We start from the raw sequence: 11,688 nt of genomic DNA, 5'->3' as shown, positions 1-11,688 counted from the left end.
GTGTCCGTTAGTTTGAAGCATCACCCACTGCTGGGAAACCCGATCTCATTGCTTTTGATCGCCAGACGGCTAGAAGAATGCCCGCTAGAATCATGGGGACGGTGAGCAGTTGCCCCTTGCTCATCCATCCCCAAAAGACAGGCTGACCGAGATCCGGCTGCCGCCAACACTCATCGATGAAGCGGCCGGCTCCATAGACGATGCAGACAGCCGCGGTGGTCATGCCGGAATGTCTTTGTCTATGGAAGACCCGAATGGCGACAGCGAAGACAAGCAGGCCTTCTATGCCGGCTGCATAGATCTGGCTGGGATGCCGGGGGACATTGATTCCGCCGACCAGCGGAGCGTCCGGAAAGATTACCGCCCATGGGACGGTTGATGGTCTTCCCCAGAGCTCGCCGTTGACGAAGTTTGCGATTCGCCCCAAGGCGATGCCGAGCGGCCCCACCGCCGCGGCGGCGTCGAGTAATAACCAGCAATCTGCGTGTTGTACTCGAGCGTATAGGTAAATCGCGAGAACTAGGCCGAGAATTCCGCCGTGGCTCGACATCCCTCCATGCCAGATGGCGAATATCTCGAGAGGCTGGGCGATCACCGCGTCGAGATTGTAGAACAGACAGTAACCGAGTCTGCCACCTACAACGACGCCTGCTGCCGCATAAACAAGAAGCGTCGAAACATCCTCAGGTGCCAGAGGAATCCGCTCCTGTTTCGCCCATCGGGTCCAGAGTGCGAGGGCGATGAGGAAGCCAAGAATATAGGCCAGGCCGTACCAGCGTACTCCGACCCCATTCGAAAGATGAAAGATCCAGGGATTGAGATCATCGACCCAGTATTGGTCCTGCACACGTCCTCCCTCCTTTATTGAGAAAGGAGTATCATTATAAGTGAGACGTGACGACTGCCGGATTGGATACAGAATCTTTTCGGTGGTGACGAAGCTCCTTGAATTCCGAATGATGAGAACCTAATCTTATTAGCGATGGACAAGAGAAATACCAAACAGAAGGCCGCCATACGGGACGCGTTCTCAGAAGCTGACCGCCCCTTGTCGCCGGAAGAAGCGCTTTCCTGCGCTCTGGAGTTTCATCCGACGATCGGAATCGCGACTGTCTACCGGAACATTCAGACACTCGTCCAGGAGGGGTGGCTGACTCCAGTTGTAATTCCGGGGCAACCGCCCCGATATGAGCTTTCGGGGAAAGAACACCACCATCATTTCCAGTGCAACAAATGCGGGAAGCTCTATGACCTGAAGGGCTGCTTTGCGCAAACAAAGCAGCGACTGCCAAAGGGATTCAGCACCACGGGACACGAGTTCTTTCTATATGGAAACTGCGCCAACTGTAATGCCGGCGTCCACGCCTAGCCTCTCGATTGCACTTCGTTGCGTCATCATTGTAGGGGCTGGAGCCTCGGAAAGAGGCTGCGATGTCTTGCGCAAGGATCTTGGCGTACACCGTTTTCTCATCCTTGACCAGTAGCGTACTCTCCGTCATCATCTGTCGAAGCAGCGTGAGCGATGCGCACAGAGCGCGAAACGGATTACCGTGTCCCGCTCGCGTATGCTGGCGCACACCAGCAACAGGTTGGCGACATTCACACAGACCAGAAGAAGGACGAGCCCTGCACGCCCTAGAAAGAAAATTGAGGCCAATTCGATCCCCTTGATATCAAGGTCACCCATGTTGCCGGCATAATAGCGGAGCTCTAAAAAGCTTGGAGATCAGATGCCGAAAAGGACTTTTTCCGTGGAGCAGATCGTAGAGGGTGTTGAAGCAGGCAGTGGTAGAAGTTCCTGTGGCGGAGTTAATTTGGAAGGTCGGGATCACGGAGCAGACTTTTTATCGTTGGAAGGCCAAGTATGTCGGCATGGTAGGGATCATGTGCGCCAGATGAAGCAGCTTCGAGAAGAGAACGCGAAGCTAAAGCAAGTATCGGCCGAGCAGACGTTAAATAAGACCATGTCGCAGGATGGTCTACGAAAAGTTGTAAAGCCTTTGCTGCGTCGTCCGTTGGTGGAGTATCTGGAACAGGGCTACGAGGTGAGTGAGCGACATGTCTGCTGTATTCTGGAAGTTGCCCGCGCGACGTATCGCTACGAAGGCCATGGTGAGCAGTGGACGGAGTTACGAATGCGTATCTGGGAGATTGCTCAGACTCGGGTGCGCTACGGCGACCGGATGATCCGCGTGCCGCTGAACCGTGAAAGCTGGCAGGTGGGTAAAGACCTGGTCTATCGGCATTACAAGGAAGAAGGACTGGGTCTACGCAAACGGCCTGCAGGGCGGCGGCGAGCTGTCGTGCATCGGCAGGAGCGGTTCAAGCCTACTGGTCCGAACCAGGTATGGGCCATGGACTTCGCCTCCGATCAACTTAGACGGCAGGAGGTTCCGTTCGCTGACGGTGGTAGATCTCTTTACGCGGGAGGCGCTGGCGATCGAATCGAGCCAGAGTCTGCGCGGTGAGGATGTCGTGCGTGTTCTGAATCGATTGCTACAGCACCTTGGCAGGCCAGGGTCATCAAAAGTGCGATAATCAATAGTCCAAAACTCTTTTTAAGACCGCACGCTTTCCGCGGTCCTCAATTTCCGAGCAGCCGATTCTTCCTTGCTCTGTTCGGCGCGGATGCGGCGACCAATCGGCGCATTGGTACGCATGATGTGTTCATCGCCCCACTGCTGCATGGCTTTGATCAGCGGCTTGAGCGATTCCCCGGCCTTCGAGAGCGAGTATTCCACCTTCGGCGGAACAACCGGATGCACTTTGCGAACGATCACGCCATCTGCTTCCAGCTCTCGCAGTTGCGCGGTAAGAATGCGAGGACTAAGTTCGGGCTTCAATTTCTGAATCTCATTAAAGCGCAGGACGCCGGATGTCATCAGGTGGTACAAGATAACTCCCTTCCATTTGCCGCCAATGACCTCCAGGCACGCTTCGACCGAACAGCCGGTGTTTAAGTCATATACATTGAATCGTCTTCGCCTCATCTCACTATCCTTTATGTGAGTATACGACAATATTGTAAGTATAACAAAATGTGAAACTTGTGAACTAAGATGACATCTGTAAGGGAGAAGTGCTGAGAGCAATACCTGATAGGAGTTGGTGAATGCCCGGTCTGTTCGACCCATACAGTTTGAAAGATGTGACACTGCGCAACCGCATCGTTGTTTCTCCAATGTGCCAGTACATGGCGCAGGAAGGTGAAGTCAATGAATGGCATCGGGTCCACTACGCATCGCTCGCACGCGGAGGCGCGGGGCTGGTGATTGTGGAAGCAACTGCCGTTTCGCCGGAGGGACGTATCACCTGGGGTGATCTTGGACTGTGGAACGATACACAGGCCGCGTTACTCGCGCCGATTGTGGCCGAGATGAAGAAAGCCGGCGCTGTTCCCGGCATCCAGATTGCACATGCCGGACGCAAAGCATCCGCGAACCGTCCATGGGAAGGCGATGACCATATTCCAGAAGGCCAGCCGCATTCGTGGAAAACGATTGCTCCATCAGCGATTCCTTTTGGAGATGGCCTGCCGCGTGTCCCTGAAGAGATGAGCCTTGCGGAGATTGCTCGCGTACAAGCCGATACGGTAAAAGCCGTCACATGCGCCCGCGACATCGGCTTTGAGTGGTTGCAACTTCATTTCGCGCATGGCTACCTGGCGCAGAACTTTTTCTCTCCCCTCTCGAACAAGCGCACCGATGCTTATGGCGGCAGCGCGGAGAACCGTGCCCGCTACCTGCTGGAAACCTTTATTGCCGTGCGTAAGGTATGGCCGGAAGACCGTCCCTTGACGATCCGCTTCAGCGTAGTCGAGTTCGCGGGTGAAGAGCAGGACAAGACCATGCTTGCGGAGGCGATTGAACTGCTCAAAAAGATGAAGCAGGAAGGACTCGATCTGGTAGATGTGTCCGTTGGCTTCAATACGCCGAATGCAAAGATTCCGTGGGCCCCTCACTTTCTTGCCGACACCGCCCAGACTGTTCTCCGCGAAACCGGTCTGCCCGGCACGACCAGTTGGTATATCTCCGAACCGGAAGAGGCCGATACGCTGATTCGTGAGGGCAAGATCGACCTCGTTTCTCTTGGCCGTCCGTTGCTGGCCGAACCGCATTGGCCATATCGCGCTGCCAAGACACTAGGAATTGAAAACCCGGCATGGGCGACCCTGCCGCCACCCTATGCCCATTGGCTGGCCCGGTATCGCTGATCGATCTTTGGACCTTGCTGCATGAGAAAACAAACCTCTTCTCATGCAGCCCAACCTTTCAGAAAGATTCGCAATGCAGGCACGATCTTCCTAACACTCTGCGCGATGGTGTTTATGACAACTCCGAACGTTGCTCAATCCCATGCGCCTCGTGTTCTGATACTGGTCACGAGCGCAGATAAATTCTCTGATGGCCGCCCTACCGGAGCATGGCTTGAAGAGTTTGCTACGCCCTATAACGCACTCGTTCGCGGCGGAGCGAAGGTCACGGTCGTCAGTCCGAAAGGCGGACAGGCTCCCGTCGATCCTCATAGCAAGGGAACGACTGAACAGGACGAGCAGTGGAAGGATGCGTCACTGGCCCTCAGGAATACGGTTGCGCTTTCTCCCGCAATCCATGCGGCAGACTACGACGCCATCTTCATTCCCGGTGGACACGGCCCTCTATTTGATCTTGCTGTCGATCCGAATGTGGCGCATCTGATCTCAGAGTTTGCGCGCACGGGAAAGCCGGTTGCTTCTGTATGCCACGGTCCGGCGGCCCTGCTCGGAGTAACGCTTGCAGATGGTAAGCCTTTCGTGAGCGGAAAGAAGCTGACAGCATTCAGCGACGCGGAAGAAAAGGCCGCCGGTCTTGATGCCGAGGTTCCGTTATCGGTCCAGCAGAAACTCATCTCGCTGGGAGGTGAATACTCGCAGGGGAAGAACTTTGCGGCCTACACCGTCGAAGACGGCACGTTGATTACCGGGCAGAATCCTGCTTCCAGCGAAGGCGTCGCAAAGCTGCTTCTGAAGCAATTGCAAAAGTAAACGTCCTGCATGACGATGGCGTACCATCACGCGTCGAGAAGGAAGTAAGTATGGACATGAAAACCTGGGCCTGGCAAGGGGCGCCTGAACCAACAGATTTGAAACTGATCAAGAAACAACTTCCTTCTCCGAAGGGAGAGGATGTTCTTATTGCCAATAAAGCCGTGGCCCTCAACCCCGTGGATTGGAAGGCGCTTGTATGGAAGGCCCTCGGCTGGCAGCCGGGACACGTTCCGGGAGTTGATGGCGCGGGCGTGGCCGTGGCCTGCGGGCCGGATGCAAGAGTTCCCATCGGTACGCGCGTTGCTTATCATCAGGATTTGCAGCGTGACGGCAGCTTTGCAACGCATACTTTGGTTGCAGCCAAAGCACTGCATCCTGTTCCTGAGGAAGTTTCCTTCCTCGATACCGCCACGGTTCCATGCCCCGGACTCACGGCCTGGCATGCTGTAAACAAGATTCCAGTCGCGGATGGAGCCGATCTCCTGATCATTGGTGGCGGGGCCGCGGTGGGCACCTTTCTTGTCCAGTTGGCACTGAAGCGAGGGTATCGGGTCTGGACGACGGCCTCTCCGAAACATCACGCTGCACTCTTCCAGTCTGGTGTGGCTGGTGTCTTCGACTACCGTACTCCTGCATGGCAGGATGAGCTGTTGAAGGCTCTCAAGGGCGAACGCTTGTATGCGGCCATCGACACCGTGAATGAAGCCCACGCGCGATCGCTGGCGCCACTGATTGGTTATAACGGGCATCTGGTCTGCATCCAGGACCGCCTGAATACTCCTGCGGCTCCTGCATTTTCCACCGTGATTTCACAACACGAGGTAGCGCTGGGAGCCATTTACCGCCACGGAGCCGGACGAGATTGGGAAGAACTCCACAAAGCAAGCGCTGAACTTCTTCGTGGAATTGCCAGTGGCACCATGAAGGCTCCCGCGGTTTCGACCATCCGCTTTGATGAACTTCCCCATGCGCTTGCCACTCTAAAATCTGGCGGGCAAAGCGGAAAATTGATAGCAGAACTCTGAAGGAAAGGAACTGAATCATGAGTGAAATTTACTGGCCGAAGAAATACCTTCCTGGAACAACAGATAACTTCGTCTCGAATGAGGTGATCGTCAAGGAGCTTTCCACCTCAGACGTGTGGCCCTATTTGAACGACACCACCTTCTGGCCGACTTATTACAGCAACGCCTCGAACATCGGCTTCGATGGAGGAGCAGGGCCTGAGCTAAGCTCTGGCGTGCGTTTTCGCTTCACCACCTTCGGTTTGAACGTAGAGGCGGAAGTCACCGAATATGTGCCGCCCGTTGCAGGACAAGCCGCCCGTGTCGCGTGGCGTGCGTGGGTCGATGGCCCGGAAGATCAGGCTCTCGATGTTCTGCACGCATGGCTCATTGAGGATTTGCCGGGCGGGCGTGTCCGCGTGCTCACGCAGGAATCGCAGATTGGCAAACCCGCGCAGGCAATGGCCCTCGCCAAGCCGAATCCGATGCTGAACGCCCATCAGGACTGGCTCGAAGGGCTGATCCACGCGGTGAAATCGTCAAAGGCGTAGTTGAGTGCTTAAGGAGATGAGAGAGCATGAGATGAAGAAAGTTGCATTTCTTGGCCTGGGCATCATGGGGTCGCGGATGGCAAAGAACATCCTCGCGGCAGGTTTTGATCTGACGGTGTGGAATCGCACGGAGGCCGCCGCGCGTCCTCTGGAAGCACTTGGGGCACGGCTGACGAAGACGCCAAGGGAAGCTGCAGACGGCGCGGAAGCCGTCATCGTGATGGTGACGGATGATAAGGCGTCGGAAAAGATATGGCCGATCCGGTCGATGGGGCGTTATTGGGGATGAGTGCGAACAGCATCGCCATCGAGTCGAGCACGGTCACTCCGGCATGGATTGCCACATTGTCGCAACTCACCAGCAAACGTAATATAAATCTCCTTGACGCTCCCGTATCGGGCTCACTTCCACAGGCAGAAGCACGCCAGCTCATAGCAATGGTTGGCGGAGATCCCGATGCATTTGAAGCTGCTCAGCCGATACTTGCTGCCAGCGGCATGGCTCAACACGTTGGCCCAGTTGGCAACGGAGCGATCTTCAAACTTGCGGTAAATGCACTTCTCGGCATCCAGATTGCCGGATGGGCGGAGATTCTTGGGTTCCTTCAGAAGAACGGCGTGGATACTACGCAGGCTCTCAGCCTTCTGACAACGTTTCCGATCAGCAGCCCTGCCGGAACGGGCATGGCGAAGCTGATGGTTGCCCATGACTTTACACCTCGTTTTACGAATGCCCTGTTGGCGAAAGATTTCCGGTACTTACAGCAAACGGCCGAACAAGCTGGAAGTAGAACGCCGCTTTCAAATGCCGCATCCAGCGTGTTTGAGTCAGCCTCCGAGGAAATGGGCGGAGAGAACGTTACATCAGTCATTCGCTTTTACGAATGACGCTCGACATCATGGAACAAAACTATCCGCCCACTGCTGAGTGCAGGAGAAAGAAAGATGGATCTCGGTTTGCACGGAAAACGCGCCGTCGTCACAGGATCAACAACCGGCATCGGACTGAAAACGAATGAACATCACGTCACATTTTGATCCACCCCTCCGCATCTATCGCTGTGTAACCCCGGAAACCTATTTTTTAACCTACATCGCGGTGGCCCGTATGCCCCGCCGCATACTCGCGCGTATCGCGATTGGTCCACAAACAGAAACGCCACCACGCCTCCGAGGCTCAAGCCTCCGTTCCAGAGAGCACCGCTGCAAGAGGAATATTGCCGAAAGAGCGCACGAAGGAGAGGATAGTGACGGCGGAACCCACAAGCGCCCCTGAGCTATGTCAGGATGGACGACTTAGAGGGAAGAATGCTTGCTAGAGCATTTCTCTGTGGGGTATAGAGCTAGATTCTTTGCGTGGCATTCTTTTTGTCCGACAGTGATTGGATGGCGCGAGCTTATAGCGATGATCTGCGGAAGAAGTTGTTGGATGCCCATAGTGCTGGCGAAGGAACGTTGCGGGAGTTGTCCGATCGGTTTGGTGTGAGCGTTGGCTGGGCGTTCAAGGTATCTGCGGCGAAGCGGCAGACCGGTTCAGCAGAACGTATCCCGCAGCGGCGTGCTCCCAGCCGGATCGATGGCGAGCGAGTGCGCAGGCTGGTTGAGAACAAGCCGGATATTATCCTGCGCGAACTGCAGGCCGAACTCGCGCGTGCGGGCCAGTCGATCAGCCTCGCGTACATGGCGCGGGTGGTCAAGCAGTTGGGTCTGCGGCTGAAAAAAAAGTCGATCCACGCCACCGAGCGCGGCACGCAAGCCAACCGGATCAGGCGCGAAGCGTTTATCCAAAGGCTGGGCGAGATCGCGCCCGAAGATCTGATCTACCGTGAAATCCTTTCCATTGTGGAACATGGAGCGAGCCAATGCCACGGCGGCATACGAGCAGGGTGAGGACGCCGGGTCTAACCCGGACGCTACCGCAATGGCTTTCGGCGAGTTGTCCGGCAGCAGGCGGCTTATTTTTTCTCTTGAAACGACAGTCTGCACGATTGCCGAGAGAGAGAATCCAAGGATCAGATTCCAGAGAATCTCCCGCGCCATGAACGACATCCAGTGGGTGCGCACCACCGCTGCCGGCGTCCTAATAGCTTCTCTGCCTACTGACTTGGATGCATAGCGGAATCGTTGGCCGTTCGACGAATCAGTGTCCCTCGCCTGAGCGCCCGCTCCTTCATCATGACGAAGAAGACGGGCACCAGGATGAGCACATGGATCGTGGAGGTAATCATGCCGCCGACGAGCGGCGCCGCGATCGGCTTCATCACATCGGAACCGATACCGGACTCCCAGAGGATCGGGACCAGGCTGGCGAGGACGGCGCAGACCGTCATCAGTTTCGGCCGGAGACGATGGACGGCGCCTTCGATTGCCGCTGCTTCCACGTCCGCATTGGTGAGCGGTTCTCCGGCTTCCACTCTTCGCTCGAGCGATTCATGGAGGTAGACCACCATGACCACGCCGGTTTCTACTGCAATGCCAAACAGAGCGATGTAGCCCACCGCTACCGCGACGCTGAAGTTATACTTCAGCAGCCATTGCAACAGCAGACCGCCGCTTATGGCATAGATCGTAGGAAAGATGAGCACGAGCGCTTCGGCAACGGATTTGAAGATCAGGTACAGCAAAAAGAAGATGGCGAAAAAGACGATCGGAAGGATGAGTTGTAACCGCTGCTTGGCGCGCAATTCCGATTCGTACTCTCCCGACCATTGGTAGGAGTAGTTCGGGGGCAAAGTTAGTTTGTCATGCAGCAGTTTGTTCGCCTTGCCGACGAAGCCCCCATAGTCCGTATTCTTCAGGTCGATGTAGATGTAACCCGTGAGCGCGCCGTCTTCATCTCGAATCATCGCCGGACCGCGGCTGAAAGAGATACGGGCTACCTGTCCGAGTGGAATCTGCGCGCCCGCAGGAGTGCCGATCAGAACGCCGCGCAGCTTCTCGATGTTGTCGCGGAAATCGCGCTGATAGCGGACATTGATGGGGTACCGTTCTCGGCCCTCGACGTTCTCGGCAATATTCTCGCCGCCGATGCCCGACGCCACTGCCGTTTGAACGTGCGCGACGGTGAGGCCGTAGCGAGCGGCTTCTGGCCGGTTGATCTCGACATTGACGTAGAATCCCTGCGCGACCTTCTCGGCAAAGGCCGAACGTATCTCCGGAATACCTGAAAGCAGGTTCTGGATCTGCGAGGCGATCTGCTGGATGCCGCATACGTCCGGCCCCTGCACCTTGAGTCCGAGCGGCGTCTTGATGCCGGTGAGTTCCATATCCAGGCGGTTCTCGACGGGCATCGTCCAGGTATTCGAGAGGCCGGGAAACTGGAGCCTGTCGTCCATCTGTTGAATGAGTTTGGCGTAGGTCACGCCGGTCGGCCACTGCTCGCGCGGCTTCAACATGACGGTGGTGTCGTACATGTCGAGCGGAGCGTTGTCCGTCGCGCTGTCGGAGCGGCCGACAGCGCCGAAGACGCTGGCCACCTCCGGAAAGCCGCGAAGAATCCGGTCCTGCAACTGGAGCAGGGTCTTCGCCTGCTCGATCGAAATTCCGGGAAGGGCCGTGGGCATGTACAAAGTGGAGCCCTCAAAGAGCGGCGGCATGAACTGGCTGCCCAGCCTGGCGGCAAGCGGAAGGGTCGCCACCAGGAAGACCAGGTTGGCCGCGATGGTGATCCAGCGGTGGCGCAGGCACCAGCGAAGAACCGGCAGATAGATCGCCTGGGTGCCACGCGAAATGGGATTCTCCCGCTCCGGGCGCAGCTTTCCCCGGATCAGCGTCACCATCAGCACCGGAACCAGCGTGATGGCGAGAATGGAAGACGAGCCGACGGCCAGCGTCTTCGTCCATGCCAGCGGGCGGAACATGCGGCCCTCCTGGGCTTCCAGCAGGAAGACCGGCAGGAACGACACGACGATGATCAGCAGCGAAAAGAACAACGCGGGCCCGACCTGTTTCGCCGCATGGATCAGGATCGCTCTGCGCTCCGGCTCGGGCAGCGGCTCCGGGCTGTGCTCCTGGCGCTCGGAGAGATGACGATAGCCGTTTTCGACCATAACGATCGAGGCATCGACGAGCACCCCGATTGCCAGAGCAATGCCTCCGAGAGACATGATGTTCGAGGTCACGCCAAGCCAATACATCGGGATGAAAGAAACCAGCACGGCGATGGGCAGAGCGAGGATGGCAATCAGCGCGGAGCGGAAGTGGAAGAGGAACACTACGATGACGACGCTGACGATGATTGCCTCTTCAAGCAGGTCGCGCTGCAGCGTCCGGATCGAAGCGTCGATCAGGCTGGAGCGGTCGTATCCCGGCATGATGACGACACCCGCGGGAAGCGACGGCGCAATCTCCTGGAGCTTCCGCCTGACGCCGCGAATAACCTCCAGCGCGTTCATGCCCTGGCGCATCACGATGATGCCGCCGACGGTTTCTCCATCGCCATTCCATTCGGCTACTCCTTCGCGGATGTCCGGACCGAAGCTCACCGTTCCCAGGTCGCGCAGCAGAACCGGCGTGCCCTCTCTGCTGCCGACGGCGATTGCTGCAAGGTCATCCAGTGAGCGCAGATAGCCGAGGCCGCGAATCATGTATTCCGCACCACTCAGGTCGAGCACGCGGCCTCCCACCTCGTTGGTGCTCGCCTTCACGCGGTCGATGACGGTAGAAAGGGGAATGCCGTAGGCGAGCAGCTTATTAGGGTCGAGCTGTACCTGGTACTGGCGGACATAGCCACCGATGCTGCCCACCTCGGCGACACCGGGAACGGTTTCGAGCGCGTAGCGCAGATGCCAGTCCTGCAGGCTGCGCAGGTCCGCAAGGCTATGCCGACCGCTCTTGTCGACAATGGCATACTCGTAGACCCAGCCGGCGCCCGTGGCATCCGGGCCGATCGAAGGATGCACGTTCCCGGGTAGCCGCCCGCTGATCTGCTGAAGGTATTCGAGGACGCGGGAGCGCGCCCAGTAAAGGTCCGTGCCGTCCTGAAAGACCACATAGACGTAGGAGTCTCCGAACATGGTCTGCGCGCGCACCGCTTTCACGTGCGGCGCGGCAAGGACCTTTACTGGGCGCGCTCCCGCGTCCTCGAATACCTTCAGCAGATCAGCGG

At 57.2% G+C, this 11,688-nt stretch carries 12 protein-coding genes and 1 pseudogene; 9 read left to right on the top strand and 4 right to left on the bottom strand.

The features are described from left to right. Positions 1 to 7: 7 nt before the first annotated feature. On the bottom strand, positions 8 to 847 hold the full coding sequence (lgt, locus tag QM649_RS00845; RefSeq protein ID WP_415197102.1) for a prolipoprotein diacylglyceryl transferase: 840 nt from the start codon (positions 845 to 847) through the stop codon (positions 8 to 10). Between the two features lie 135 nt (positions 848 to 982). Between lgt and QM649_RS00840 the strand changes: the two genes are divergently transcribed. Together QM649_RS00840 and QM649_RS00835 are read left to right on the top strand one after the other, a co-directional pair. Next, positions 983 to 1,369 carry a Fur family transcriptional regulator gene (locus QM649_RS00840; protein WP_415197101.1) on the top strand — a complete coding sequence of 129 codons (387 nt, stop codon included), beginning with the start codon at positions 983 to 985 and terminating at the stop codon, positions 1,367 to 1,369. Between the two features lie 526 nt (positions 1,370 to 1,895). Next, positions 1,896 to 2,468 carry a hypothetical protein gene (locus tag QM649_RS00835; protein WP_415197100.1) on the top strand — a complete coding sequence of 191 codons (573 nt, stop codon included), beginning with the start codon at positions 1,896 to 1,898 and terminating at the stop codon, positions 2,466 to 2,468. A gap of 90 nt (positions 2,469 to 2,558) precedes the next feature. On the opposite strand, the gene QM649_RS00830 is transcribed toward QM649_RS00835, so the two are convergent. After that, a complete protein-coding gene (locus tag QM649_RS00830; protein ID WP_415197099.1) occupies positions 2,559 to 2,990 on the bottom strand; it encodes a winged helix-turn-helix transcriptional regulator in 432 nt (143 codons plus the stop codon). Between the two features lie 122 nt (positions 2,991 to 3,112). Between QM649_RS00830 and QM649_RS00825 the strand changes: the two genes are divergently transcribed. From QM649_RS00825 to QM649_RS00795, 7 genes are all read left to right on the top strand, one after another. Beyond that, positions 3,113 to 4,213, top strand: coding sequence for an NADH:flavin oxidoreductase/NADH oxidase (locus QM649_RS00825; protein WP_415197098.1), 1,101 nt, complete (start codon positions 3,113 to 3,115; stop codon positions 4,211 to 4,213). A gap of 114 nt (positions 4,214 to 4,327) precedes the next feature. Beyond that, positions 4,328 to 5,023: a type 1 glutamine amidotransferase domain-containing protein gene (locus QM649_RS00820; RefSeq protein ID WP_415197097.1), complete on the top strand. Its 696-nt coding sequence runs from the start codon at positions 4,328 to 4,330 to the stop codon at positions 5,021 to 5,023. A 50-nt stretch (positions 5,024 to 5,073) separates the two neighbouring features. Beyond that, entirely contained in the window at positions 5,074 to 6,051 is a 978-nt protein-coding gene (locus QM649_RS00815; RefSeq protein ID WP_415197096.1) for a zinc-binding dehydrogenase, read from the top strand. A 17-nt stretch (positions 6,052 to 6,068) separates the two neighbouring features. After that, complete coding sequence (locus QM649_RS00810) at positions 6,069 to 6,581, top strand: SRPBCC domain-containing protein (protein ID WP_415197095.1); 513 nt, start codon at positions 6,069 to 6,071, stop codon at positions 6,579 to 6,581. A 16-nt stretch (positions 6,582 to 6,597) separates the two neighbouring features. Beyond that, positions 6,598 to 6,870 carry an NAD(P)-binding domain-containing protein gene (locus tag QM649_RS00805; protein ID WP_415197214.1) on the top strand — a complete coding sequence of 91 codons (273 nt, stop codon included), beginning with the start codon at positions 6,598 to 6,600 and terminating at the stop codon, positions 6,868 to 6,870. Continuing rightward, the gene (locus tag QM649_RS00800) at positions 6,834 to 7,469 is read left to right on the top strand and encodes an NAD(P)-dependent oxidoreductase (RefSeq protein WP_415197094.1); all 636 of its coding nucleotides are present in this window, start codon (positions 6,834 to 6,836) and stop codon (positions 7,467 to 7,469) included. The genes QM649_RS00805 and QM649_RS00800 overlap by 37 nt, the downstream gene beginning before the upstream one ends. Positions 7,470 to 7,967: 498 nt before the next feature. After that, positions 7,968 to 8,471, top strand: a complete 504-nt coding sequence (locus tag QM649_RS00795) for an IS630 transposase-related protein (RefSeq protein ID WP_415197213.1) — start codon at positions 7,968 to 7,970, stop codon at positions 8,469 to 8,471. Here the strand turns inward: QM649_RS00795 and QM649_RS00790 are convergent. Both QM649_RS00790 and QM649_RS00785 read right to left on the bottom strand, forming a co-directional pair. Further along, a pseudogene (locus QM649_RS00790) lies at positions 8,463 to 8,621 on the bottom strand (permease); the annotation flags it as partial. The gene QM649_RS00795 and the pseudogene QM649_RS00790 sit on opposite strands and share 9 nt — an antisense overlap. A gap of 56 nt (positions 8,622 to 8,677) precedes the next feature. Further along, the coding region (locus QM649_RS00785; RefSeq protein WP_415197093.1) for an efflux RND transporter permease subunit at positions 8,678 to 11,688 on the bottom strand (3,011 nt) is incomplete at its 5' end.

The sequence above is a fragment of the Silvibacterium sp. genome (assembly GCF_047605705.1).
In the GTDB taxonomy this organism is placed as follows: domain Bacteria; phylum Acidobacteriota; class Terriglobia; order Terriglobales; family Acidobacteriaceae; genus Silvibacterium.
The sequence above is the reverse complement of the archived record's forward strand: the minus strand, read 5'-3'. Positions and strand labels throughout refer to the sequence as shown.